The 23,249-nt window shown below is 74.3% G+C and carries 23 protein-coding genes; 9 read left to right on the top strand and 14 right to left on the bottom strand.

The genetic code is table 11. The features are described from left to right. Nucleotides 1-90: 90 nt before the first annotated feature. Both ACFY2K_RS27610 and ACFY2K_RS27605 read right to left on the bottom strand, forming a co-directional pair. On the bottom strand, nt 91-504 hold the full coding sequence (locus ACFY2K_RS27610) for a pyridoxamine 5'-phosphate oxidase family protein (protein WP_380594501.1): 414 nt from the start codon (nt 502-504) through the stop codon (nt 91-93). A 96-nt stretch (nt 505-600) separates the two neighbouring features. Beyond that, a complete protein-coding gene (locus ACFY2K_RS27605) occupies nt 601-1,317 on the bottom strand; it encodes a response regulator (RefSeq protein ID WP_375886588.1) in 717 nt (238 codons plus the stop codon). Between the two features lie 247 nt (nt 1,318-1,564). Here ACFY2K_RS27605 and ACFY2K_RS27600 point away from each other — a divergent pair, with 247 nt between their 5' ends. After that, a complete protein-coding gene (locus ACFY2K_RS27600) occupies nt 1,565-1,945 on the top strand; it encodes a peptidoglycan-binding protein (RefSeq protein ID WP_375886585.1) in 381 nt (126 codons plus the stop codon). 107 nt (nt 1,946-2,052) lie between these two features. Here the strand turns inward: ACFY2K_RS27600 and ACFY2K_RS27595 are convergent, their stop codons facing one another. The 9 genes from ACFY2K_RS27595 to ACFY2K_RS27555 form a co-directional block, all read right to left on the bottom strand. Further along, a complete protein-coding gene (locus ACFY2K_RS27595; protein WP_380524381.1) occupies nt 2,053-2,586 on the bottom strand; it encodes a hypothetical protein in 534 nt (177 codons plus the stop codon). A 129-nt stretch (nt 2,587-2,715) separates the two neighbouring features. Beyond that, entirely contained in the window at nt 2,716-4,365 is a 1,650-nt protein-coding gene (ctaD, locus tag ACFY2K_RS27590) for a cytochrome c oxidase subunit I (RefSeq protein ID WP_387714922.1), read from the bottom strand. A 356-nt stretch (nt 4,366-4,721) separates the two neighbouring features. Beyond that, the gene (locus ACFY2K_RS27585; protein ID WP_387714908.1) at nt 4,722-5,594 is read right to left on the bottom strand and encodes a virginiamycin B lyase; all 873 of its coding nucleotides are present in this window, start codon (nt 5,592-5,594) and stop codon (nt 4,722-4,724) included. Between the two features lie 78 nt (nt 5,595-5,672). Next, complete coding sequence (locus ACFY2K_RS27580; protein ID WP_375886578.1) at nt 5,673-6,701, bottom strand: AI-2E family transporter; 1,029 nt, start codon at nt 6,699-6,701, stop codon at nt 5,673-5,675. 179 nt (nt 6,702-6,880) lie between these two features. After that, nucleotides 6,881-8,026 carry a winged helix DNA-binding domain-containing protein gene (locus ACFY2K_RS27575; RefSeq protein ID WP_387714905.1) on the bottom strand — a complete coding sequence of 382 codons (1,146 nt, stop codon included), beginning with the start codon at nt 8,024-8,026 and terminating at the stop codon, nt 6,881-6,883. Beyond that, on the bottom strand, nt 8,023-8,790 hold the full coding sequence (locus tag ACFY2K_RS27570; protein ID WP_387714902.1) for a glycerophosphodiester phosphodiesterase: 768 nt from the start codon (nt 8,788-8,790) through the stop codon (nt 8,023-8,025). The genes ACFY2K_RS27575 and ACFY2K_RS27570 overlap by 4 nt, the downstream gene beginning before the upstream one ends. Next, nucleotides 8,787-9,224 (bottom strand): hypothetical protein, encoded by a 438-nt coding sequence (locus ACFY2K_RS27565; RefSeq protein ID WP_380594493.1) that lies wholly within the window; start codon nt 9,222-9,224, stop codon nt 8,787-8,789. Before ACFY2K_RS27565 ends, ACFY2K_RS27570 begins: the two co-directional genes overlap by 4 nt. A gap of 27 nt (nt 9,225-9,251) precedes the next feature. Next, nucleotides 9,252-9,668: a molybdopterin-binding protein gene (locus ACFY2K_RS27560; protein WP_375886570.1), complete on the bottom strand. Its 417-nt coding sequence runs from the start codon at nt 9,666-9,668 to the stop codon at nt 9,252-9,254. A gap of 161 nt (nt 9,669-9,829) precedes the next feature. Further along, nucleotides 9,830-11,014 carry an ROK family transcriptional regulator gene (locus ACFY2K_RS27555; RefSeq protein ID WP_380524393.1) on the bottom strand — a complete coding sequence of 395 codons (1,185 nt, stop codon included), beginning with the start codon at nt 11,012-11,014 and terminating at the stop codon, nt 9,830-9,832. 83 nt (nt 11,015-11,097) lie between these two features. Between ACFY2K_RS27555 and ACFY2K_RS27550 the strand changes: the two genes are divergently transcribed. The 4 genes from ACFY2K_RS27550 to ACFY2K_RS27535 all read left to right on the top strand — a co-directional run bounded on the left by ACFY2K_RS27550 (nt 11,098) and on the right by ACFY2K_RS27535 (nt 14,259). Further along, a complete protein-coding gene (locus ACFY2K_RS27550) occupies nt 11,098-12,330 on the top strand; it encodes an MFS transporter (protein ID WP_387714897.1) in 1,233 nt (410 codons plus the stop codon). Nucleotides 12,331-12,445: 115 nt separating this feature from the next. Further along, entirely contained in the window at nt 12,446-13,009 is a 564-nt protein-coding gene (locus ACFY2K_RS27545) for a HEAT repeat domain-containing protein (protein WP_380402986.1), read from the top strand. A 9-nt stretch (nt 13,010-13,018) separates the two neighbouring features. Further along, the gene (locus ACFY2K_RS27540) at nt 13,019-13,786 is read left to right on the top strand and encodes a TVP38/TMEM64 family protein (protein WP_380594489.1); all 768 of its coding nucleotides are present in this window, start codon (nt 13,019-13,021) and stop codon (nt 13,784-13,786) included. Nucleotides 13,787-14,007: 221 nt separating this feature from the next. Next, entirely contained in the window at nt 14,008-14,259 is a 252-nt protein-coding gene (locus ACFY2K_RS27535) for a hypothetical protein (protein ID WP_375886557.1), read from the top strand. A gap of 118 nt (nt 14,260-14,377) precedes the next feature. Here the strand turns inward: ACFY2K_RS27535 and ACFY2K_RS27530 are convergent, their stop codons facing one another. Next, nucleotides 14,378-15,934 (bottom strand): TolB family protein, encoded by a 1,557-nt coding sequence (locus ACFY2K_RS27530; RefSeq protein WP_387714892.1) that lies wholly within the window; start codon nt 15,932-15,934, stop codon nt 14,378-14,380. A 253-nt stretch (nt 15,935-16,187) separates the two neighbouring features. Between ACFY2K_RS27530 and ACFY2K_RS27525 the strand changes: the two genes are divergently transcribed. The 4 genes from ACFY2K_RS27525 to ACFY2K_RS27510 all read left to right on the top strand — a co-directional run bounded on the left by ACFY2K_RS27525 (nt 16,188) and on the right by ACFY2K_RS27510 (nt 19,843). Then, on the top strand, nt 16,188-16,703 hold the full coding sequence (locus tag ACFY2K_RS27525) for a DinB family protein (RefSeq protein WP_375886553.1): 516 nt from the start codon (nt 16,188-16,190) through the stop codon (nt 16,701-16,703). A 269-nt stretch (nt 16,704-16,972) separates the two neighbouring features. Next, on the top strand, nt 16,973-17,365 hold the full coding sequence (locus ACFY2K_RS27520) for a cell division protein SepF (protein ID WP_375886552.1): 393 nt from the start codon (nt 16,973-16,975) through the stop codon (nt 17,363-17,365). Between the two features lie 158 nt (nt 17,366-17,523). Further along, nucleotides 17,524-18,174: a TetR/AcrR family transcriptional regulator gene (locus ACFY2K_RS27515; protein ID WP_380524403.1), complete on the top strand. Its 651-nt coding sequence runs from the start codon at nt 17,524-17,526 to the stop codon at nt 18,172-18,174. A 73-nt stretch (nt 18,175-18,247) separates the two neighbouring features. Continuing rightward, nucleotides 18,248-19,843, top strand: coding sequence for an MFS transporter (locus tag ACFY2K_RS27510; RefSeq protein WP_380524405.1), 1,596 nt, complete (start codon nt 18,248-18,250; stop codon nt 19,841-19,843). Between the two features lie 62 nt (nt 19,844-19,905). On the opposite strand, the gene ACFY2K_RS27505 is transcribed toward ACFY2K_RS27510, so the two are convergent. Then, a complete protein-coding gene (locus tag ACFY2K_RS27505) occupies nt 19,906-22,371 on the bottom strand; it encodes a SpoIIE family protein phosphatase (RefSeq protein WP_375886546.1) in 2,466 nt (821 codons plus the stop codon). Nucleotides 22,372-22,516: 145 nt separating this feature from the next. Then, nucleotides 22,517-23,137, bottom strand: a complete 621-nt coding sequence (locus ACFY2K_RS27500; protein WP_375886544.1) for a TetR/AcrR family transcriptional regulator — start codon at nt 23,135-23,137, stop codon at nt 22,517-22,519. Between the last annotated feature and the right edge of the window lie 112 nt (nt 23,138-23,249).

Genomic DNA, 23,249 nt, shown 5'->3' with positions numbered 1-23,249 from the left:
AAGTACGTCCAGTACGAGGCCGACTCGGGCGCACGCCCAGCCGGGCGCCCAACGCCGCGCGCTGATCTGCCAAGATCCGCCGGACAGGCCCTAGAGCAAACAGCGGCCGATCACCAGTTCCGGCCGGATCCGGATCCGGACCACGTCCGGGGCGGTCGCCGTCCCCGGGCGGACCTGGGCACGGCCGAGGACGGTGACGAACCAGCCGGAGCCGTCCCGGCCGTCCACCTCGTCGGCCTCGAAGGCGATCACCGCGCCGTCCACCGCCCGGGCCAGCTCGGAGTCGGCGGGCGCGGAGACCAGCACGCCGCCGGGCGCCAACCGGAAGGTCACCGGCAGGACGGCCGGGAGGGCGTCGACGGTGTAGACGACCCGCCCGACGGGGGCCCGGCCCAGCAGCTGCAGCGCCCGCCTCCGGTCGAGCTCGCGGGGGCCGGACGGGTTCGAGCGGTGGACGGGGTCGGACGGCGCGGGCCGGGGGGACGGGACGTGATCTCGGTTCATGCGAGCGATGCTCACCCGGGGCCGGGCCCGGTCACGAGGGCCGATGGTCCCGCCGAGGGGCCCGCCCGGGCGGGTCGTCAGCCCCGGGGCGGGTCGTCAACCCCGGCCGTAGCGCAGCGGCGAGGACGGCGCGGCGGCCGACTGCCGCAGCTCGGTGGCGATCAACGCCGCCTGCACCCGCCGCTCCACCCCGAGCTTGGCCAGCAGCCGGGACACGTGGTTCTTCACCGTCTTCTCCGCGAGGTAGAGCCGCTCACCGATCTGCCGGTTGGTCAGGCCCTCCCCGATCAGCGCCAGCACCTCCTGCTCGCGCGCCGTCAGCGCCGGTCCGGCGGTCACCGGCCGGGCGGGCTCGGCGTCGCTGCGCAGCCGGTTCAGCAGCCGGGTCGCCGCGCCGGGGTCGAGCATCGACCGGCCGGAGGCCACGGTACGGACGGCGGCGACCAGGTCGGTGCCGCTGATCTGCTTCAACACGTACCCGGCGGCGCCCGCCATCACGGCGTCCAGCAGCGCCTCCTCGTCGTCGAAGGAGGTCAGCATCAGACAGGCCAGGTCGGGCATCCGCGACCGCAGTTCACGGCAGACGGAGACCCCGTCGCCGTCCCCGAGCCGGACGTCCAGCACCGCCACGTCGGGCCGCAGCGCGGGCACCCGGACGAGGGCCTGCTCGGCCGTCGCGGCCTCCCCGACGACCTCCAGGTCCGGCTCGCCGTCCAGCAGGTCGTGCACCCCGCGGCGCACCACCTCGTGGTCGTCCAGCAGGAACACCCGGACCGGCGCCGAAGCCCCGACGCCCTCCACCTCGGTCGCCATCACGCGGTTTCCACCTTCGTCACCCCCGCACACTCCCGGCGGGGCCCACCGCATCATCCCCCGCCGCCCCGCGGCGGCCCAGGGCCCAACGGCCCCATTCGCCCGTCACCGTCACCGTCCTCGGCTCCGTCCCCCGTCCCTCCGCCGTCCCGGGACGTCCCGCGCTGGTGGGACGTCCGGCCCGCTGTTTGGCTGATGACCGCCCGCCCGGACTCCGTACCGGGCCGATCGGAGAAGGAACCCCGTGATGCGGACGAAGCTCGCCCTCAGGACCACCCTGGCCCTCGCCACCGCGGCCGTGACCCTCGCCCTGGCCGCCCCGGCCCAGGCCTCGACCGGCGCCTCCTACATCGGCGACGGCTACCCGAACGGCTACAACTCCGTCCACTGCGTGCAGACGATCCTCAACGACTGGGTCGCCAACGTCGTGGGCGACTCGGGCGCCCGGGTGCAGGAGGACGGCATCTGGGGCCCGAAGACCAAGGCCCTGGTGGTCCGCTACCAGACGGTCCAGAGCCACAGCAACCCGAGCGTCGTCCCGGACGGCATCGTGGGCAGGATCACCGGCGACATCATGATCTACAGCAACACCCAGCCCTGCTACAAGTACATCCCGACCATGTACTGATCCCACCGGACCCGTCCGGCCCGTGCCGCCCCCTTCCGGCACGGGCCGGACGCCGTCGTCGGCAGCGCGGTCCCGACGACCGCTCAGCGCTCCCGGCGGACGACCGCTCAGCGGCCCTGCCGCCGGGCGTTCCCCAGGCCCACCAGCAGGAAGGCCAGCGCCACGCCCGCCCCGCCGACCGCCGCGAGGGCCGCCTTCGCGGCCGACCCGCCGCCGTCGGTGAGCAGGATCGACACCGCGGCCGGCACGGCCACGGCGGTGCCCACCAGCAGCCAGCCCGCCAGGGCGACGGCCGACGGGCGGCCGCCCCGCGGCACCGGCCCGGCGTCGAGCGCCGCCCAGTGGGCCGCGGTCTCCCGCCGCTCCCCGCGCCGGTCCCGCAGCGCCCGCACCCGTAGGACCGTGCCGCCGACCAGCCCGGCGAGGGCGACCTGGGCGGCGGGGCGCCAGTCGGGCCAGGCGAGCAGCAGTCCGCCGGCCAGCGCGAGCGCGGCCCACCAGAGCACGCAGGCGGCCGCCGCGGTGCGGGTGGAGCGGGGCCGGTCGGCGCCGGCCTGGAGGTCGGCGATGGCGGGCAGGTACCAGACGCAGCCGCTCGCGGTGAGCGCGGCGGTGCCGATGGCGAGGACGGTGTGGGTCATGGCCGGCCTTCCGGTGTCGCAAGGGGAGTGACGGAGGGTGGGAGGAGGAGCCGTCCCCGCCCGCCCGGGGGCAGCGACGCGGGCGGGGACGGCGTTCGGGGGAGCTGGGAGTGCCCTGTGGACCGGGCCTCAGCCGTCGAGGGACGAGGCCCGGGCCCGTTCCGCCCGGCTCAGCGGCCGGTCGTACTTCACCGGCTCCACGTCGCCCAGGTGCGTCGCCGGCTTCCCGCTGTGCACCAGGACGTCCCGGGCCGCGATGTCCGGGTGGTGGAGGTCGAAGGCGGGGGATTCGGAGCGGATCCGGGGCAGCTTGACGAAGTTGTGCCGGGGCGGCGGGCAGGAGGTGGCCCACTCCAGCGAGCGGCCCCAGCCCCACGGGTCGTCCGAGGTGACCTTCTCGCCGTACTTGGCGGTCTTCCAGACGTTGTAGAGGAACGGCAGGATCGACAGGCCGAGCAGGAACGACCCGATGGTCGAGACGGTGTTCAGGGTGGTGAACCCGTCCGAGGCCAGGTAGTCGGCGTAGCGGCGCGGCATGCCCTCGGCGCCGAGCCAGTGCTGCACCAGGAAGGTCGCGTGGAAGCCGACGGTGAGCGTCCAGAAGGTGATCCGGCCGAGCCGCTCGTCGAGCTTCTTGCCCGTCATCTTGGGCCACCAGAAGTGGAAGCCGGCGAACATCGCGTACACCACCGTGCCGAACAGCGTGTAGTGGAAGTGGGCGACGACGAAGTACGAGTCGGAGACGTGGAAGTCGATCGGCGGGGCGGCGAGCAGCACGCCCGTCAGCCCGCCGAACAGGAAGGTGACCAGGAAGCCGACCGTCCAGAGCATCGGCGTCTCGAAGCTCAGCGAGCCCTTCCACATGGTGCCGACCCAGTTGAAGAACTTCACACCGGTCGGGACCGCGATCAGGAAGGTCATGAAGGAGAAGAACGGCAGCAGCACCTGCCCGGTGACGTACATGTGGTGCGCCCACACCGTGACCGAGAGCCCGGCGATCGCGATGGTGGCCGCGATCAGGCCGGAGTAGCCGAACATCGGCTTGCGGCTGAACACCGGGATGACCTCGGAGACGATCCCGAAGAAGGGCAGCGCCAGGATGTACACCTCGGGATGCCCGAAGAACCAGAACAGGTGCTGCCACAGCATCGCCCCGCCGTTGGTTGGGTCGAAGACGTGCGAGCCGAACTTGCGGTCGCACTCCAGCGCGAGCAGTGCGGCGGCCAGCACCGGGAAGACCAGCAGCACCAGCACCGAGGTGAGCAGCACGTTCCAGCAGAAGATCGACATCCGGAACATGGTCAGGCCGGGCGCGCGCATGCAGATGATCGTGGTGATGAAGTTGACGGCACCGAAGATGCTGCCGAAGCCGGACAGCGTCACGCCCATGATCCACATGTCCGAGCCGACGCCCGGCGAGTGGACGGCGTCGGAGAGCGGCGCGTAGAGGAACCAGCCGAAGTCGGCGGCCCCCTGCGGGGTGGCGAAGCCCGCGGCGGCGATCAGCGAGCCGAACATGAACAGCCAGTAGGAGAGCATGTTCAGGCGCGGGAACGCCACGTCGGGGGCGCCGAGTTGCAGCGGCATGATCCAGTTCGCGAAGCCGGTGAACAGCGGCATCGCGAACAGCAGCAGCATCACCGAGCCGTGCATGGTGAAGGCCTGGTTGAACTGCTCGTTGGAGAGGATCTGCGTTCCGGGCCGGGCGAGTTCGGCGCGCATGACCAGCGCGAGGATGCCGCCGATCAGGAAGAACGCGAACGAGGACACCAGGTACATGGTGCCGATCGTCTTGTGGTCGGTGGTGGTCAGCAGCCTGACCACGGCCGAGCCGGGTCGGCGGGGCCGAACCGGCCCTGCCGACAGGGGCGTTGGCGGTGGGGTCGGGTCGCCCTGTGCCTGGGTGGCGCTCAAGGACGCGCTCCTTCGGAACGTCGTGCGAATGGATGGCGATCCATGATCCGAACGCACGCCCCGTGCACCCCAGGGCCGTTGGGCCCGCCCGCCCGGGGCCGCTGGGCCCGAGTTCCCGGCCGTGGCCGGGACCTCCCGACCGGGACCGGCCCGGGACCCGGGCGGGACCCGGGCGGGACCCGGGCGGATTCAGCCCCTCAGCCCCTCAGCCCCTCAGCCCCTCAGCCCCTCAGCCGGGCGAGCTGTCCGCGCTCCAGCGCCGCGTACACCGTGCCGTCCGGGTCGACGGCGATCCCGTGCGGCTCGGCGCCCCGGCCGGGGATGGCGTGGCCGTCCAGCCGCCCGTCGGGGGTGAGCACGCCGATCCGGCCGGCGGCCCACTCGGTGAACCAGAGCCGCCCGTCCGGGCCGGCGGTGATCGCGTGCGGCCTGGCGCCCCGGTCGGCCAGCGGGTACTCCGTCACCTCCCCGTCCACGGTGATCCGCCCGACCAGTCCGCCGCCGATCCCGACGTACCAGAGCGCGCCGTCCGCGCCGGCGGTGATCCCGACCGGCGCGGTGCCCGCGGTGGGCAGCCGGTGGACGGTCACGTCGCCGTCGGTGCTCACCCGGGCGATCGCGGCGGCCTGGTTGAGCGCGCACCACAGCGCGCCGTCCGGCCCGGCGGTGATGTGCGCCGGCATCGCCCCCTCCACGGGCAGCGGGTACTCCGTCACCTCCCCGTCCACGGTGATCCGTCCGACCACGTCGGCGTTCACCTCGGTGAACCAGAGCGCCCCGTCCGGCCCGGTGACGATCCCGCCCGGCCCGACGCCGATCGCCGACAGCGCGAAGGAGGAGACCTCGCCGTCCACCGTGATCCGGCCGATCCGGCCGGTGTTCATCTCGGCGTACCAGAGCGCGCCGTCCGGGCCGGCGGTGATCACCGACGGCGCGCAGCGCGGCGCGCCGAGCCCGAACCGTCGCACCGAGCCGTCCGGCGCCAGCCGCCCGATCTCCCCGGCGCGGATGAGCGTGAACCACACCCCGCCGTCGGGCCCCACCGTGATCCCGTACGGCCCGTCCCCCGCCTCGGCCACATCGATCAGTTCCACCCGCGCCCCTCTCAAACTATCGCGACCTTTGTCGCGTTAGCGATGCTCGCACGCCCGTCCCGCCCCGGGCAACCGATTTCACCCCGGATCGCTGCCCAGCCCCCGCAGCACCGAGATCACGCCCATCCCCGCCGCGCAGACCGGCACCGCCAGCAGGGCGCCGAGGATGCCCGCGATGCCGGAGCCGGCCACCACGGCGACCATGATGGTCGCCGGGTGCAGCTCGACCGTCCGGCTCTGGATGATCGGCTGGAGGATGTTGCCCTCGATCATCTGCACCGTCAGCACCACCCCGAGCGCCCACAGCGCCGTGCCCAGGCCGCCGTCGGCGAGGGCCACCAGCACCGCGACGGTGCCGGACAGGAAGGCGCCCACGAAGGGGATGTACGCCCCCATGAAGACCAGCGCGCCCAGGCCCGGGGCGCCGGGGACGCCCAGGGCGAGCAGGCCGACGGTGATGAAGCCCGCGTCGATCAGGGCGATCAGGGTGGTGCCGCGCATGAAGCCGGCCATCGCCTCGAAGGCCCGCTCGGCGCAGGCCACCACCGTCTCGGCGCCGCGCCCGGGTAGGTGGGCGCGGATGCTGTCGCCGGTGCGGTGGCCGTCCCGCAGGAAGAAGAACACCAGGGCCAGGGCCAGCACCGCGCCGGTGATCAACTGGGTGAGCAGGCCGAGGCCGGACAGCACGCCGTTGGTCAGCGTCGAGACCAGCGAGTTGGTCTCCCCCTTGGCGTTGGCCAGCGCGTGCTCGACCTTCGCCCCGAACGGCCCCAGCCACTCGGCCAGTCGGCGGCCCGCCGCCGGGAGCGAGCCGGCGATCTGCGGGGCGCTGTGCACCAGGGAGTTGACCAGCAGGACGATCACCCCGGCCACCGCCGCGACCAGCAGCACGCAGGTCAGCCCGGCCGCCAGGCCCCGGCTGACGCCCCGCCGGACCATCCAGGGCACCACCGGGTACAGCAGCGAGGCCCCCAGCAGCGCCAGGACGAACGGCACGGTCGCGGCCCGCAGCTCGACCAGCGCGAACACCACCAGCGAGCCCACGGTGATCAGCAGGATCACCGCCACCGACCAGGCGGCCGCTTGCCGCACGGCGGGCGGCAGCATCAGGTACGGCCTGCGGTGGTCGGGCGGGCCACCGGACGGCCCAGCGGACGGACCAGCGGGCGGGCCACCGGACGGGCGCTCCACGGACACGGCCACCTCCGCCGGGATCGTCATCGGGTCCGGCGGCGACGAGTCCGGACCCGACCCAGCTCAGCAGAGAATCTGACGATCCGCCCGTTCTACGCCCCGCCGGCCGCCTCGATCCGCACCGCTCCACGCGGGCCACCGCCCGCGCCCGCGAAGGCCAGCACCCGCTCCGCCTCGGCCTCCGCCGCCGCGCGGTCCGCCCGCGCCAGCCGGACGAACGGCTCGACGACCACGCCCTCCGCCGGCCCCGCGTACCGCCACGTCCCGGCGACCAGCCCGTCCACCAGCAGGGTGCCGAGCACCAGGCCGTTCCGGGTCATCACCCGGTCCTTGTACCGCTCCGGCAGCACCCGGCTCCGGTCGGCGTGCGAGAGCAGCAGGTTGTCGAAGGGCGCGACCAGCCGCACCGGCGCCGGGACGTCCGGGTCCGGCCGGGGCGCCCCGGGCAGGTCGTACAGCACCCGGTCCCGCTCGTCCCGGAAGGTGAGCAGCTGCGGCGCGAGCCGCCGCAGCACCGGGCCGAGGCCGCCGAGGCCGGACCACTTCCGCAGGTCCGCCGCGCTCGCCGGGCCGAAGGCGGCCAGGTAGCGCAGCACCAGCCCGTCCAGCCGGTCCGGCTCATCCCGCGACGGCGACGGCACCGGGTCCAGCGGGCGGCCGAGCCAGGCCTCGGCAGTGGTGTGGGCGGCCGGGCCGCTGCGCCCCCACAGCCCGCGCGGCGGCACCTGGACCAGCGGCAGCAGGCAGCGCGCGGCCTGGGCCAGCGCGGCCGGGTCGCGGTCCGGGCGGGTGGCGGCCAGCAGCGTGCCGAGCTGCTGGAAGGTGCGCGGCTCCCGCTCGACCAGCGTGCGGGCCTCGGCGGCGAGCGCGGCCCGGTCGAGCCCGGCGAGCCGTCGGCCGTAGGTGGTCTGCAGCGCCTGGTCGAGGACGGCCTGGAGCAGCGGGCGCAGGGTCAGGCAGTCCTGGGCGGTGACCAGGTGGATGGTGCCGCGCTGGAGCGCGATCCGGACGGCGGCCCGCCGGTCGATCAGGTCGCTCAGCCCGTCCGGGGTGAAGTCGTCGAGCCGGGAGAGCAGCCCGAGGTAGGGCGGCTGCGGTACGGCCTGGGCCTGGAGTCCGACGAGGTGGTGGACGACCTCGGCGGGTGTCCGGTCGGTGCGGGCGAGCAGGTGCTGGCGGGCCAGCAGGGCGCGGCCCAGGGCCCGGGGGCCGAGCACCCGGGGGCCGGGCACCGTCACCGGCGGGCGTCCAGGACCGAGCGCAGTACGGAGATCCGGTTGGTGGTGATGGAGGCGGCCCCGGTGTCGCGCAGTCGGCGCATGGTGCGGCGCAGGTCGGCGGTCCAGGTGGAGACGGCGAGCCCCTCGTCGGCGGCGGCCCGGACGAAGTCGGGGGTGACCAGGCCGAACGGCGGGTTGAGGAAACGCGGGCGCAGGTCGCGCAGCAGCGCGGGGGCGGGCATCCGCGGCTGCTTCCAGGTGAGCGCGATCTCGGCGTCGGGGCTGAGTGCGCGGACGGCGAGCATCGCGGTGGCGGGCCCGCAGAAGGCGACCAGGTCCTCGGCGCCCTGTCCGGTGACGACGGACCAGGTGGCGGCGGCCGGGCCGGGCTCGTCGAGGTCGATGAGCAGCCGGGGGCCGTCGGCCGCGGCGACGGCCTTGATCGCCTCGGCGAGGGTGGGGACGGCCAGGTCGCCCTGGCGCAGCTCGGCGAGCTGTTCGGTGGTGACCCGGCCGATCGAGCGCGGGTCGCCCCAGAGGCGTTCGAGGGTGGTGTCGTGCAGCAGCACGGGCACCCGGTCGCGGGTGAGCTGGACGTCCACCTCGACGGCGTCGGCGCCGGCGGCGAGCGCGGACTCCACCGAGGGCAGGGTGTTCTCGCGGTGGCGGTACGGGTCGCCGCGGTGGGCGACGGCGAGGACCGAGCGGCGGTCGGCGGGGGCGGGAACGGCGGCGGCGGAGGCGGAGGCGGAGGCGGAGGCGGAGGCGGCGGGGATGCTCATCGGATCTTTCCAGAAAGCCAGGGGGTGAGGTCGTGGACGCCGAGGGCCTCGCGGTAGCCGGACTCCCCGGGGACGGTGACGATCAGCGTGCTGGACGGCGGGAAGGTGCGGACCTTGACGTGCACCAGGCCGGACCAGACCGAGTTCAGGAAGGCCGGGACGCTGTCGCGCGGGACGTCGAAGGCGATGCCCTCCACGGTGACGGCGGCCTCGTCGTGGGTGAACAGCCGGACGGCGGTGTGCGGGCTGCCGTCGAACTCCAGCAGGGCCTCGTGCGGGATGGCGCCCGGTTCGTCGTCCTGGCCGACCAGCCCGGCGAAGGTCCGGTCGCTGCCGATGTCGTGCTGGGCGCGGACGGTGCGGCCGTGGCGGGCGGCGAGCGCCTCGATCGCCAGGACGGCGGCCTGGGTGGTCGGCAGGTTCGGGTGGTTCATCCGGGCCTCTCGTTCAGCAGACCGGCACTAGCGCCGTTCGATCATCACATTGGTCGACTTGATGACGGCAGTCGCGGGTGCGCCCGGGACCAGGTTCAGCTCCTCCGCCGCGTCCCGGCTGATCAGCGACACCACCCGGAACGGCCCGGCCTGCACCTCCACCTGGGCGGCCACGTCGCCGAGCCGCACCTCGGTGACGATCCCGGGGAAGCGGTTGCGCGCCGAGGAGGGGCGCCCCTCGGCCTCGGCGTTCTCCGGCCGGGCCAGCTCCCGCGCGAAGGCGGCGAGTTCGGCGCCGGGGATGATCCGGTGCCCGTGCTCGTCCCGCACCGCGGCGACCCTCCCGGCGTCCACCCAACGCCGCATGGTGTCCGCGCTGACACCGAGCAGCGCGGCCGCCTCGCCGATCCGGTACGGGTTGACCGGCACCTCGGGCTGGCCCATGTACGACTCCTGACGGTGGTTCGAGCTACGGGGTACGCGCCCCCCGGCGGGTTTCGCGCCCCCCGGCGGCCATCCTGCCGTACCGGGGACGCGGACGGAAAACAGGCCCAGGAAGTGTCTTGTGGATCAGCGCGGTCCCGGCCTGATCCACAGGACACCCCCTACAGCTCGCCGAAGAGGTCCCGCCGTACGGCGTCCCCGGCGGTGAGCACCGCCCCGGCGAGGACGGCGCCGCCGCCCGCCGTACCGGCCCGCACCTCGGTGCGCAGCGGGGAGAGCCGGGCGAGGCAGCGCTCCACCCGGCGGGCCAGTTCGGCGCCGCCGGCCCGGCCGATCTCGCCGCCGAGCACCACGCAGCCGGGGTCGAGCACCACGCAGACGCTGGCCGCGCCGAGCGCGATCCGTTCGGCCAGCTCGTCCAGGAAGGCCGCACCCGCGTCCCCGCCGGCCAGGGCGGCGCGCACGACGGCTTCGGCGGCGGCCGCGTCGTCGGCCGGGCCGACGGGCAGCCCGTGGGCGCGGGCCAGCGCGCACAGGGCGGCGCTGCCGACCAGGCCGTGGAAGCCGCCCTCGCAGCTGTCGGCGCTGGGCAGTCCGGTGGCGCCGGGGACGGGCAGGAAGCAGATCTCGCCGGTGCCGCCGGAGAAGCCGCGGCGCAGCCGCCCGTCGAGGATGACGGCGGCGCCGACGCTGTGGCCGAGCCACATCAGCACGAAGGTGTCGCGGTCGCGGGCGGCGCCGACCCGGTACTCGGCCCGGCCGGCCAGGTTGACCTCGTTCTCCAGGATCACCTCGGTGTCGGGCAACTCCCGCAGCGCGGCGAGGAGTTCGGCATGCCAGCGGGGGAGCTGGCCGGTGCTGTGCAGCCGGCCGGTGGCGGGGTCGACCAGGCCGGGGGCGCCGACGGCGACGGTGTGCAGCCGCTCGACGCCGGCGCCGCGCGCGGTCTCCCGCAGGGTGCGGACGATCGCCGCGGCGGTGTCCTGGGGCCCGTCGGCCTCGACGGGGATCTCGGCGGTGCCGAGGGTGCGCCCGGCGAGGTCGGCGACGACCAGGCTGACGCCGCCCTCGCGGACGTCGAAGGCGGCGATGTGGGCGCGGGAGGCGACCAGCGCGTAGAGCCTCGCATTGGGGCCGCGCCGCTGTTCGCCGCGTTCGCCGACGACGGCGACCAGGCCGGTGCGCTGGAGGCGGTCGAGCAGGTCGGCGACGGTCGGCCGGGAGAGGCCGGTGAGGTCGCGCAGCTCGGTCGCGGTCAGGGGGCCCTGTTCGAGCAGGAGGTTGAGCGCCAGCCGGTCGTTGATGGCCCGGGCGGTGCTCGGCGTGGCCGTACGCACGGTGGTCATGGCGGATCATCCTTCCAGAGTGTTTCTATCAGGGTCCCTTCCTGATAGTTTATCGACCACCAGGACCGGGAGGGAACCGCAGCATGACCGCCACCAGTCTCGAACCACTCTCCGAACCACGCCGCGCCCGCCGGAGCATCGCGCTGGTCTTCGGCGTGCACGGCGCCGTCGGCGGCACCTTCGTCACCCGCATCCCGTGGATCCAGGACCGCCTGGACCTCTCCCCCGGGCAGCTCGGCCTCGCCCTGGTGATGCCCGCCATCGGCTCCTCCCTCGCGATGCCGCTGGCCGGGCGCGTCGTCCACCGCTACGGCGGCCGGGCGGCGGTCCGCGGACTGCTCTCGCTCTGGTGCCTGGCCCTCACCCTGCCCGCGCTCGCCCCCTCGCTGCCCGCCCTGTGCGCGGTACTGCTGGTGTACGGCGCCACGGCCGGCACGGCGGACGTCGCGATGAACGCCCAGGGCGTGGAGATCGAGCAGCGCCTCGGCCGTTCGGTCATGTCCGGACTGCACGGGATGTGGAGCGCGGGCGGCCTGGTGGCCTCCGGCTTCGGCATCCTGGCCGCCCACCTCGCCCTGGACGCCCGGCTCCAGCTGGCCGTCACCGCCCTCGTACTGCTCGCCCTCGCCCAGCCGGTCTGCCTCGGACTGCCCGACCTCCGCTCCCCCGAGGAGTCCGAGGCCCCGCCGCGCTTCGCCCTGCCGCCGCGCAGCTCGCTGGTGATCGGCCTGGTCGGCTTCTGCGCGGTGTTCGGCGAGGGCGCCTCGATGGACTGGAGCGGCGTCTACCTCAAGGACGTCACCGGCGCCTCGGCCACCGTGGCCGCCGCCTCGTACACCGCCTTCGCGTTCACCATGGCGGTCAGCCGCCTGGCCGGCGACGCGGTGGTCCGCCGCCTCGGCGCCGTCCGCACCAGCCGCCTGAGCGGGGCCGTCGCCACCCTGGGCGGCGTCCTGGTGGTGGCCGCCGACACCCCGGCGCTGGCCGTCCCGGGCTTCGCCCTGATCGGCATCGGCGTCGCGGTGATCGTCCCGCTGGCCTTCGCGGCCGCCGGCCGGATCGGCAGCAACCCCAGCCAGGCCATCGCGGGCGTCGCCACCGTCACCTACACCTCCGGCCTGATCGCCCCCGCCGTCATCGGCGCCCTCGCCCAGGCCACCTCCCTGACCGTCTCCTTCGGCCTGGTCACCCTGCTCGCCCTCGCCCTCCTGCTGAGCGCCGGCGCCCTGCGCCGGGCCGAACCGAACTCCGCCGGGGAGAACGTGACCGGGCTGCCGCCGGAGAACGCCTCCGGAAAGAACCTCTCGACGATCTGACGGGGATTCCCGCGCCGGGCGCGACGGCCCGGACGCCGCGCCGCCACCCCACCGACCCGCTCCCCGGGGCGAAATCCCTTTGCCCGGGCGGGCGTTGCGGGCCGACACTGGGGCCGTGCTCGGATTCGTCAGAACTGACAACGAAGCCCTGGTCGCCTGCCTGGGCGACCCACAACGCACCGTGGCCGCGTACCGGGAACTGCTCCGGCGCGGGGCGGACGCGCTCGAAGCCATCCGGGCCGGCCTGGCCGACGACCGCGCGGCCGTCCGGGAGGGCTGCTGCCGGCTCCTGGACCACCTCGTCGACACCGACTCCATGGGCCGGCTGATCACCATGGCCGACGACCCGGACCCCGAGGTCAGGATCGCCGCGTTCCACGCCCTGGCCTGCGACCGCTGCAAGGACGACGCCTGCGCACCGGGCGCGGGCCTGGTCCTCGAACCCGCCCTCCGCCACCTCGCCGACGACCCGGACCCCCGGGTCCGGTCGCGGGCCGCCGAGCTGGTCGGCAAGTTCGTCCACACCGACGCCCGCGCCGCCGACGCCCTGACGGCCGCCCGCACCGGGGACCGCAGCCCGGCCGTCCGGAAGAAGGCGGGGTGGTACGCCCCGGGCGGGCCGATCCACCGGCGGACCGCCCCGCGCACCCCGGACCGGCCCGTGGCGGGGACCGGCTAGGCTCGGCCCGTGCCCGCAGCCCTGACCACGCCCGCCGACTCCGCCGCTCCGGCCGCTCCCGCCGAAGCGGTCGAACCCGCCGAGGCCACAGGGGCCGCGGGGACCACCGAGCGGGCCCCGGGCCGCTCGCCCTGGTGGCGGTTCGGCCTGCTGGTGGTCCTGCTGGGGGCGTGCGCCGGGTCGCTGCTGCTGTGGAGCCCGACGGACCTGCTCTCCGGCGGCCTGGCGGACCGGCTGCCCGGCTACTGGTTCGCCCCGCTGTTCGCCCTGGTCTACGCCGTCGGCACGCTCGCCTTCGTCCCGCGCCCCGCGCTGAACGCCGTGGCCGGCCTGCTGCTCGGCATCCAGCAGGGCGTGCTGCTCGCCGTCCTCGGCACCACCCTGGGCGCGGCCCTGGCCTTCGGCCTCGGCCGGGGCCTGGGCCGGGAGGCGCTCAGGCCGTACCTGCGCGGCAAGGTGCTGGGCGCCCTCGACCAGCGCTTCACCGACCAGGGCTTCCGCAGCGTCCTGGTGCTGCGGCTGCTCCCCGGCCTGCCCTTCCAGGCCGGGAACTACGGCGCCGCCTTCTCCGGGGTCCGCTTCCTCCCCTTCCTGCTCGCCACCGCGATCGGCGTGGTCCCGACCACCGCCGTCTACGTGACGGCCGCCGCCAGCGCGGACCAGCCCGGCTCGGCGGCCTTCCTGGTCTCGGCCGGGGTGATCGCCCTGCTGGTGCTCGGCAGCCTGGTCGGCGCCTGGCGGGCCTACGCCGCCCGCCGTCGTCCGCGTACCGACTGACCCCTTCTCCGGTAAACCATGAGATTTACAACATAACGGAGCGTCACCGCCCACGGCGAGCCCGCTTCGCTCCGTAGTTGGTGCACGGACACATGTCCGTTTTGCTCACCCTTGCCCCACTGTGAACCCTGTTGATCTCACGGAATTGCCCGTGCCATTCTCGACCGGCCGGGGGGCGATGCCTTTCGGCTGTTCATGCACGAACGGAAAGGCAGCAATTCATGAAGTCGAAGAAGTCGAAGGCCGTCTCCCTGCTCATCGGCGGGGCCGCCATGGCCATACCGCTGCTGGGCGTCAACACCGTCAACGCCCCGCAGGCGAGCGCGATGACCTTCGACCCCAACGCCTGCCTGGACCTCTCCCAGGTCCAGAAGTGCGAGAACGGCACCCTGTGGGGATTCGTCCGCCCGCAGGGGCCGACCCAGGACCCGTGCGGAATGCCGTGGCGAGCCGTGAAGGTCGGCAACTGCTAGGAGCCGATCCCGGCGCGCGGATCATCGTTCCGTGTACGAATTCCGGAATACGACCGGGCGCCCGGTGAGCCGCGGGCGGGGAGCGCCCCCGCCCGCGGTGCCCGGTCGGTCCTCCCGGTCAGTCGTCCTGGTCCTCGCCCTGGTCGTCGCCGTCGTCCGACCGGCTGCCGGTCGGCCGGGCGAAGGCCTGGGAGCCCTCGGCCGCCGGGGCGTCGGTGCCGGCGACCAGGTTGCCGCTGGTCGATTCGAACACCAGGGTGTTCCCGGCCGCGGACACGAACGGGGCGTTGGAGGAGCCGTTGCCGGCCGAGCCGTCCGGCGCGGTGGTGACCCGCTCGGTGCGGCCGGTGCGCAGGTCCTGGCGGTAGACGTCCCAGCCCGGGTGCTGGGGGCCCGGCACCAGGTTGTCGGCGGCGGAGTCGAAGTAGAGCCAGCGGTTGTCGGCGGTGATCGAGCCGTGCCCGGAGGAGCCGACCGAGGTGGTCCCCGGCAGACCGCCGCTCACCGTCCGCACGGCGCCCGTCCGCAGGTCCCGGACGTGCAGCACGGTGTGGTAGCGGTGGCCGCCGGTGGAGCCGCCCGGCTCGGGCAGGGAGTAGACGGCGTACCGGCCGTCCGGGCTGACGGTGGCGTCGAAGTCCGCGTCGGCGACCTTGCCGTCGACGTCGTAGCTGGCCGGCGTGAGCTTCCCGGAGGCCGCGTTCCAGGTGTAGTAGACGGCGCTGGTCGGCCGGGCCAGGGCCAGCTCCGGCGCCGCGGCGCGGGCGGTGGGGGCGGTGGGGGCCGCCGGGGCGGGGGTCGGCCCGGTCGGCAGCAGCTCGGAGAGCGAGCCGAAGCCGATGGTGCGCCCGTTCGCGCTGATGGTCGGGCGGAACGAGGTGCTCTCGCCCGGCTTGCCGGCCGTGTCCCGGGAGATCAGCCGGGTGGTGTGGGTCCGGCGGTCGGTGAGGTAGACGTTGATCTTCCAGGTGTACGGCCTGGCCAGCGAGGGCGCGGCCCCGGGTGCGGCCCCGGCACCGGCACCGGCTCCGGCTCCGGGCGCGGGGTCCACCACGGTCGGGTCGAGGTCCGTCCGGGAGGACACGTAGACCACGTACCGGCCGTCGGCGCTGATCTGCGGCGCGTAGGAGGCGTGGAACTGGTCGGTGTCGGTGGCCGTGAGCCCGCCGCTGACCAGCTCGGTGCGGCCGGTCCTGCGGTCCCGGAGGTACACCTCGGTGCGGCCCTTGACCTGCATGCCGGGCACCACGTTGTCGGCGTTGCTCTCGAAGGCGACGTAGCGGCCGTCGGCGTTGATCGCGGCCTGGTCGGTCCAGCCGTTCAGCGCCTCGCCCGAGTCGGAGAGGTTGACCCGCTCGGTGCGGCCGGTGCGCAGGTCCCGCAGATAGGCGTCGCGCCCGCCCACGGTGGGCTGGGGCACCAGGTTCTTGGCCCAGGAGGTGAACAGGGCGTAGCGGCCGTCCGCGCTGACCCCCTGGCTCCAGGACTGGTCGTCGGGGGCGGCGCCGTTCACCCCGGTGCTGATCCGGACGGTGCCGCGCAGCGCCGGGTCGGCCTGGGCGGGGGCGGCGGTGACGGCGAGTGCGACGGCGGCGGCCAGCACGCTCCCGGCGCCCAGCAGCCGGCGGTCGCGGGTGCCCCGGGTGGTACGTGTGGTCCGGGTGGTACGTGTCATGAGCTCAGTCCCCTCTGCTCGCCCGGCCGGGCTCCCTCCCGGCGGCGGGCTCTCGACCGAGCCAATCGGTCGGGAGGCCCGGCGGTCAACGGCCCGGGGTGATCTCGGCGGAAAATCCACCAACGAGCCCGTGCCGCAGGACAGAAGGCCAACACCCGCCGGCCGCCGCCGTCGCCCTCCCCCACCCACCGACCCACCCGCCGGGCGACAATTCGGTCGCACCGGCGGGCCGTCGGCGGCCAGGATGTCCGGCATGACCGAACTCACCCCGCGGGTCGACCCGCCGATGGCCGCCGACGAGGCCGCCATGCTCACCTCCTGGCTCGACTACCACCGCAGCACGCTCGCCCTGAAATGCGCGGGCCTGACCGACGACCAGCTGCGGCTGCGCTCCGTCCCGCCGTCCACGCTCTCGCTGCTCGGCCTGGTCCGGCACATGGCCGAGGTGGAACGGCACTGGTTCCAGGGCGTGCTGCTGGGCGCGGAGGTCGCCACCGGTCACTACTGGACCGAGGCGGATCCGGACGGCGACTTCGACAACGTGGCCACCGCCGACGTCGCGGCGGACTTCGCCACCTGGCGCGCCGAGATCGAGGCCGCCCGCCGGGCGTCGGCCGGTCTGCCGCTGGACACCGTCGGCAAGCGGCCGCGCCACGACCAGGAGGTGACGCTCCGCTGGATCCTGGTCCACATGATCGAGGAGTACGCGCGACACAACGGTCACGCGGATTTGTTGCGCGAACTGGTGGACGGTTCGACCGGCGAGTGAAATCGTTTCCGCATTGTTGACAGAAGGTCAATTGCGCGGTGACCGCTACCGATATGGTCTACGCGCGCAACCGTACGGAGCTGCGCCGCGTCGCTCTCTTTGCCCGGGTCCGCCCGGGTTTCCGGCACGGCACGACTCTTACGGGGGCCGCGAGCGGGCACGGGACCGGTGAACAGTGCGATACTCGGACAGTTCCGTCGAGTGGATGACGTGTCAAGAAGGACACTCACCCCCGGGGGACCAGACGGGACGAGGCAGGGAGGCGCGGCATGGGAGCACTTCGCGACGAGCACCACAACGGGTGGCTGATGCCCTCCGGGAACTACCCGGCCGCGGTGTACGACGACGAGTGGGTGGATCAGGAGACGGTGCCGGCCGTCCCCGCGCCCGCGAAGATCGTCTCCCTGCGGCCGACGGGCTTCGAGGCGGCCCGCACGGTCGGTGAGCACATCCGGGCGTCCATCCCGGTGGTGATGGACCTCACCGAGATGAACGAGGCCGAGGCCAAGCGCATGGTCGACTTCGCCTCGGGGCTGATCTTCGGCACCCAGGGCGGCATCGAGCGGATCGCCCGCCGGGTCTTCCTGCTCACTCCGGCGGACGTCGAGGTGATGGTGATCGACCGGCCGATCGACGACACCGGGTTCTACAACCAGAGCTGAGCGCAGCGGCGCGGGCCGTACGGCCCGCTCCACCCCGACCGGGGACGGCACCCGCCGTCCCCGGTTTTTGCTGCCCGCCGACCGGTCACCGGCCTCGCAGATGAGATCCGCACCGTAAAAGTGAGACATCCATGTCTCACTTGGCCTACACTCGTTGCATGGCCACCGACCGCGACACCGTTCTGGAAGCCGCCGTCGGCGTGCTGTCCCGCCGCCCCACCGCCCACCTGGACGAGATCGCCCGCAGCGCGGGCATCAGCCGGGCCACCCTGCACCGGCTGTTCCCCGGCCGCGACGCGCTGATCCGCGAGGTCGGCCTGCTGGGCCTGCAGCGCTTCGCCGCCGCCCTGGACACCGCCGCCACCGAGGAGGGCGACGCCCAGGCCGCGCTGCGCCGCCTGGTGGACGCCGCCGTCCCGGACGCCATGCTCTGCGCCTTCCTGGCCGGCGAGAACCAGCTCTACGACCACGCGGACATCAACGACCTCTGGGAGGTCCAGATCGACCGGCTGCACGCGCTCTTCCTGCGCGGGCAGCGCGAGGGCGTCTTCCGGATCGAGCTGAGCGCCGCCTGGCTGAGCGAGGCCTTCTTCGACCTGGTGGCCGGGATCGGCTGGGCCATCCAGGACGGCCGGCTCGCCCCGCGCGACGCCGCCTTCTCGCTCGCCGAGCTGTTCCTCGGCGGCGCGCTGCGCCGGCCGGAGGCCGCCGCACCCGTCGCCACGCCTGTCACCACCCCTGTCGCCGCCACCCCTGTCGCCGCGACCCACAGCACCTCGGACCGGAAACCGGAAACCGATACACCATGAGCGAGCGAAGCGAGCGAATCATCAAGGGCAGCGCATTGAGCGAAGCGTCTGCCGAGCGCAGCGAGGTGGGCGCATGAGCAGTACCCCCGCCCTGACCGTCCGCCAGCGCTGGACCGGCCTCGCCGTCCTGGTGCTGGCCGTCACCGTGGTCGCCCTCGACGCGACCGTGCTCTCCCTCGCCATTCCGTCGATCAGCGAGACGCTGCGCCCCAGCGGCACCCAGCTCCTGTGGATCGGCGACTCCTACTCCTTCGTGCTGGCCGGCCTGCTGGTCAGCATGGGCGCCCTGAGCGACCGGATCGGCCGCAAGAAGCTGCTGCTGACCGGTGCCGCCGCCTTCGGCGCGGCCTCCCTGCTGGCCGCGTACGCGCCGGGGCCGGGCTGGCTGATCCTGGCCCGCGCGCTGCTCGGCGTCGCCGGGGCGACGATCATGCCCTCCACCCTGTCGCTGATCCGCAGCCTCTTCCCGGACGACCGGGAGCGGGCCACCGCGATCGGCATCTGGGGCGCGGCCGCCACGGCCGGTGCCGCGCTCGGGCCGGTGGTGGGCGGGCTGCTGCTGGAGCACTTCTGGTGGGGCTCGGTGTTCCTGCTGAACATCCCGGTGCTGCTCCTGCTGCTGGTGCTCGGCGCCTGGCTGCTGCCGGAGTCCAAGGACCCGAAGCCGGGCCGCTGGGACGTGCTGAGCGTCGGGCTGTCGATGGCCGGGGTGATCGGCGTGGTCTACGCGATCAAGGAGGCCGCCGCGCACGGCGTGGCCCGCTGGGACGTCCCGGTCACCTTCCTGCTCGGTGCCGCCGCGCTCACCCTGTTCGTCCGCCGCCAGCTGCGGCTGGAGACCCCGCTGCTGGACGTCCGGCTGTTCCGCGACCGGCGGTTCACCGCCGCCGTCACGGCCTCGCTGATCTCCCTGGTCGGCCTGTCCGGCGTGATCTTCGTGGTCTCGCAGTACCTCCAGCTGGTGCGCGGCTACGAGCCGCTCCAGGCGGGCCTGGCGGAGCTGCCGGCCTTCGCCGGCTCGGTGGCCGGCGGTCTGCTGACCGCCCGGATCGCCCGGCGCTTCGGCGCGCGCAAGGCGCTGACCGTCAGCCTGCTGGCGATGGGCCTGGCGGCGGGCGCGCTGGGCTGGCTCCAGCAGGACACCACCTACCTGCTGCTGGCGGTCTCCTTCCTGATCACCGGCACCGCGGAGGGCGTGGTCTACACCCTCGGCGCCGACCTGGTGCTGAGCGCCGCGCCCGCCGACAAGGCCGGGGCCGCCTCGGCGGTCTCCGAGACCGCGTACGAGCTGGGCACCGCGCTCGGCATCGCGCTGGTCGGCTCGGTGGTCGGCTCGATCTACGCGAACGGGCTGTCCGTACCGGCCGGGGCCTCCCCGGAGGTCGCCGCCCGGGCCGGGGAGTCGCTGGGCGCGGCCGTGGAGACGGCGGAGGGGCTGTCGCCGGACCTCGCCCGGCCGCTGCTGGCGAGCGCCCGGGACGCCTTCGTGCACGGCATGAACAGCGCCGGGCTGCTGGCCGGGGTGCTGCTGCTCGGCGCGGGCGTGCTGGCCTGGCTGCTGCTGCGCGGGCTGTCCGCGCCGACGGCGGCCGAGCCGGTCACCGCCGGGCCGGTCGCCGCCGGGCCGGGACAGCCGGAGCAGGCGGAGCAGCCCCAGGTGCGCGCGTAAGGAGACGCGAGAACGGTCGTTCCCGATGACGGGAACGACCGTTCTCGCATGTCGGGCGGCGGCTAGGAGACCCCGAAGGGCAGTTCCAGCTCGGCCCAGACCACCTTGCCGTCCCGGGTCAGCCGGCTGCCCCAGCGCTGGGCGAGTTCGCTGACCAGGAACATCCCGCGCCCGCCCTCGTCCTGCTCCGCGAAGGGGCGCAGCTGCGGGGCCGCGCCGCCGGCGTCGGAGACCTCGACGGTGAGCACCCGGTCGCGGAACAGCCGCAGCCGGCGCGGCGCCTCGGCGTGCAGCAGGGCGTTCGTGACCAGTTCGCTGACCAGCAGTTCGGCGTAGTCGGAGAGCGCGTTCAGGCCCCAGGCGTCCAGGGCGGCCCGGGTGAAGCGGCGGGCCTTGCCGGGGAGCTTTCCGCCGCCGGTCAGCGGGAGGGTGGCGACCCGGTCGGCCGGCACCGGCAGCGCCCGGGCCATGATCATCGCGATGTCGTCCTCGGTGCCGTCGGTGACCAGGGCGCCGATCACCGCGTCGCAGCTCTCCTCCAGCGTCCGGCCGGGCCCGGACAGGGTGCGGGCCAGCCGGTCGATGCCGTGGTCCAGGTCCTGGCCGCGCCGCTCCACCAGTCCGTCGGTGTAGAGGGCGAGCAGGGCGCCCTCGGGGAGGGTGAAGCCGATGGACTCGAAGGCGACCCCGCCGACGCCGAGCGGGACGCCGGGCGGCACCTCGATCCTGCGGGCGGTGCCGTCGGTGCCGACCCAGACCGGCGGCAGGTGCCCGGCCGAGGCGACCTGGACGGTGCGCTCCAGCGGGTCGTAGACGGCGCAGATGCAGGTGGCGAACTGGCCCTCGCCGATCCCCGAGGCGGTCTCGTCCAGTCGGGTGAGCACCTGCTCGGGCGGCATGTCCAGGGTGGCCAGGGTGCGGGCGACGGTGCGCAGTTGTCCCATGGTGGCGGCGGCCCGGATGCCGTGGCCCATCACGTCGCCGACCACCAGGGCGACCCGCCCGCAGGACAGCGGCACCACGTCGAACCAGTCGCCGCCGACCTCGCTGACCACGCTGCTGGGCAGGTAGCGGTAGGCGATCTCCAGCCCGAGGGTGCGGTGGATCTCCTGCGGCAGCAGGCTGCGCTGGAGGGTGAGGGCGGTCTCCCGCTCCCGGCGGTAGAGCCGGGCGTTGTCCAGGGCCAGGGCGGTGCGGGCGACGAGTTCCTCGGCGAGCGCGACGTCGGCGTCGTTGAACGGCTCGGGGTTGCGCATCCGGATGAACTCGGAGCCGCCGAGGACCATGCCCCGGGCGGTGATCGGCACCATCAGGTACGAGTGGATGCCGGCGGCCATCCCGGGGGCGACCCGGTCCTCGCTGGACACCAGGCCGCGCAGCACCTCCTCGTCCACGTGGGCGCGCAGCAGCGGCCGCCCGCTGCGCAGGCACTGGGTGTAGCTGCGGTCGGGGGCGTACTCGGAGGTCTCGCCGACGACGTCCACGGCGTGCGCCAGGCCGGTGTCGTAGTTCTCGCCGACCGCGACGGCGCGCAGGGTGACGGAGCGGTCGGAGGGGATCGGGGTGGGCTCGGACCCGCGCAGCACCGGTTCCAGCAGGTCGACGGTGGCGAAGTCGGCGAACCGGGGGACGACGGCCTCGATGAGTTCCTCGGCGGTGCGCTGGAGGTCGAGGGTGGTGCCGATCCGGGCGGTGGCCTCGGCGATGGTGGCCAGCCGCTCCTGGGCCCGGGCGGCCCGGGCCTCGGCCTGGAAGCGTTCGGTGACGTCGATGATGGAGGAGCAGACGCCGAAGACCCGGCCGGTGGAGTCCTCCAGCCGGAAGTAGGAGGCGGACCACGCGCGGTCCCGCTTGGGGTCGCCCGGGACGCGGCCGTGCGAGCGGGCGTCCACCACGGGCTTGCCGGTCTTGAGGACCTGTCGCATGGTCTGTTCGATCTCGCCGCTGTTGATGCCGGGCAGGACGGCGGATATCCGGCGGCCGAGGTGGGCGGAGACCGGCACGCCGTTCATCCGGGCCAGCGCCTCGTTGATCCGGACGTAGCGCAGGTCGCTGTCGTAGACGGCCATGCCGATCGGGGAGCGGCCGAAGACGCCGTCCAGCACCGCGAGGTCGGCCTCGACGGCGTGCAGGGCCCGGGTGTCGGAGGCGGTGGCGAGCAGCAGCAGGGTGCCGGCCGGTCCGGCGATCGGGTAGGTGCGGAACTCCAGCTCGACCCGGTGGCCGTCGCGGTGACGGACCGGGAAGACGAAGGAGGCGCCGCTGCCGGACATGATCCGCTGGAACAGGCCGAGCACCGCGGGCCGGTCGGTCTCGTCGGTGAGCAGCCGGGCGGCGTAGCTGCCGACGGCCTCCTCGGCGGAGTAGCCGAGCAGCGCCTCGGCGTCCTCGCTCCAGTGCAGGATCAGACCGTCGCTCTGCAGCAGGGCCGTGGCGAGCGGGACGAGGCGGTGGCCGTCCGGACGTACGGGATCGCCGCTCGGCGCGGGGCCGGCGGCGGCGGTCGCGTCCCACTCGTGTCCGTGCATTCAGGCAGCACCCCGGTTCGGCTCGTGCCCGGCCGGGTGGGCCTCGCGGTCGGTGCCGGCCGGGGTTCTTCTCCAGACTGCACGGACATCGGCCGCCCGGCGACCCCTTGGTCAGGGGCCGTCCGGTCGCTCGGTTGTACGGGCGTCATGGGCGTACCGGCCGCAGCGTACTCTCCAGAACGCCCGCCCACTGCCGGATCACTCCGGAACGTCGAAGGCTGTCGTCGGTGAGCAGGTTGGCCAGGCCGAGTCCGCGGGCGAGGTCCAGGGTGGCCTGCACCGATTCGCGCACGCCCGGGCGGGTCTCGTCGGCGTCCAGGAACTCCACGGCGGCCCGGTGGGCCTCCCGGCCGACGTGGCCCTCCAGGGCGACGATCCGCTCGCGCAGGCCGTCCTCGGTGGCGGCGGCGGTCCACAGGTGCAGGGCGGCCCGGAACAGCGGGCCGGTGTAGAGGCGGACGATCATGTCGACCACGGCCCGGGTCCGGTCGGGGCCGGCGGCCGGCAGCTCGTCCGCGTGGGCGCGGACGGCTGCCAGCCGCTCGGCGGTGACGTGCTCGACGGCCGCGGTGAAGAGGTCCTCGCGGGTCGGGAAGTGGTGCTGGGCGGCGCCCCGGGAGACGCCGGCCCGTTCCGCGACCACGGTGACGGTGGAGCCCTGCCAGCCGAGCTCGGCCAGGCAGTCCACGGCGGCCGCGAGCAACCGGGCCCGGGTCGCTCGGCTGCGGTCCTGCTGGGGGGTGCGGACGGCGGGTTGGCTGGTCATGGCGGGTGGCGGTTCCTGTGTCGATGGGGTCTGCTCCGGTCGGGGCGCGGCGGATCGGGGCGCCGCGGGTCGATCCTCACAGACGGGCCGCGTCCTCCGGCCGCCCGGGTCC

The sequence above is a fragment of the Kitasatospora sp. NPDC001309 genome (assembly GCF_042896295.1).
GTDB lineage: Bacteria > Actinomycetota > Actinomycetes > Streptomycetales > Streptomycetaceae > Kitasatospora.
This window is presented reverse-complemented; position numbering and strand designations above follow the sequence as displayed.

What these genes read in the sequence shown, in the direction of transcription:
- ACFY2K_RS27610 (WP_380594501.1), bottom strand. Translation starts at nt 504, where the DNA reads ATGAACCGAGATCACGTCCCGTCCCCCCGGCCCGCGCCGTCCGACCCC.
- ACFY2K_RS27605 (WP_375886588.1), bottom strand. Translation starts at nt 1,317, where the DNA reads ATGGCGACCGAGGTGGAGGGCGTCGGGGCTTCGGCGCCGGTCCGGGTG.
- ACFY2K_RS27600 (WP_375886585.1), top strand. Translation starts at nt 1,565, where the DNA reads ATGCGGACGAAGCTCGCCCTCAGGACCACCCTGGCCCTCGCCACCGCG.
- ACFY2K_RS27595 (WP_380524381.1), bottom strand. Translation starts at nt 2,586, where the DNA reads ATGACCCACACCGTCCTCGCCATCGGCACCGCCGCGCTCACCGCGAGC.
- ctaD (WP_387714922.1), bottom strand. Translation starts at nt 4,365, where the DNA reads ATGTACCTGGTGTCCTCGTTCGCGTTCTTCCTGATCGGCGGCATCCTC.
- ACFY2K_RS27580 (WP_375886578.1), bottom strand. Translation starts at nt 6,701, where the DNA reads ATGCTGCCGCCCGCCGTGCGGCAAGCGGCCGCCTGGTCGGTGGCGGTG.
- ACFY2K_RS27570 (WP_387714902.1), bottom strand. Translation starts at nt 8,790, where the DNA reads ATGAGCATCCCCGCCGCCTCCGCCTCCGCCTCCGCCTCCGCCTCCGCC.
- ACFY2K_RS27565 (WP_380594493.1), bottom strand. Translation starts at nt 9,224, where the DNA reads ATGAACCACCCGAACCTGCCGACCACCCAGGCCGCCGTCCTGGCGATC.
- ACFY2K_RS27560 (WP_375886570.1), bottom strand. Translation starts at nt 9,668, where the DNA reads ATGGGCCAGCCCGAGGTGCCGGTCAACCCGTACCGGATCGGCGAGGCG.
- ACFY2K_RS27555 (WP_380524393.1), bottom strand. Translation starts at nt 11,014, where the DNA reads ATGACCACCGTGCGTACGGCCACGCCGAGCACCGCCCGGGCCATCAAC.
- ACFY2K_RS27550 (WP_387714897.1), top strand. Translation starts at nt 11,098, where the DNA reads ATGACCGCCACCAGTCTCGAACCACTCTCCGAACCACGCCGCGCCCGC.
- ACFY2K_RS27535 (WP_375886557.1), top strand. Translation starts at nt 14,008, where the DNA reads ATGAAGTCGAAGAAGTCGAAGGCCGTCTCCCTGCTCATCGGCGGGGCC.
- ACFY2K_RS27530 (WP_387714892.1), bottom strand. Translation starts at nt 15,934, where the DNA reads ATGACACGTACCACCCGGACCACACGTACCACCCGGGGCACCCGCGAC.
- ACFY2K_RS27525 (WP_375886553.1), top strand. Translation starts at nt 16,188, where the DNA reads ATGACCGAACTCACCCCGCGGGTCGACCCGCCGATGGCCGCCGACGAG.
- ACFY2K_RS27520 (WP_375886552.1), top strand. Translation starts at nt 16,973, where the DNA reads ATGGGAGCACTTCGCGACGAGCACCACAACGGGTGGCTGATGCCCTCC.
- ACFY2K_RS27515 (WP_380524403.1), top strand. Translation starts at nt 17,524, where the DNA reads ATGGCCACCGACCGCGACACCGTTCTGGAAGCCGCCGTCGGCGTGCTG.
- ACFY2K_RS27510 (WP_380524405.1), top strand. Translation starts at nt 18,248, where the DNA reads ATGAGCAGTACCCCCGCCCTGACCGTCCGCCAGCGCTGGACCGGCCTC.
- ACFY2K_RS27505 (WP_375886546.1), bottom strand. Translation starts at nt 22,371, where the DNA reads ATGCACGGACACGAGTGGGACGCGACCGCCGCCGCCGGCCCCGCGCCG.
- ACFY2K_RS27500 (WP_375886544.1), bottom strand. Translation starts at nt 23,137, where the DNA reads ATGACCAGCCAACCCGCCGTCCGCACCCCCCAGCAGGACCGCAGCCGA.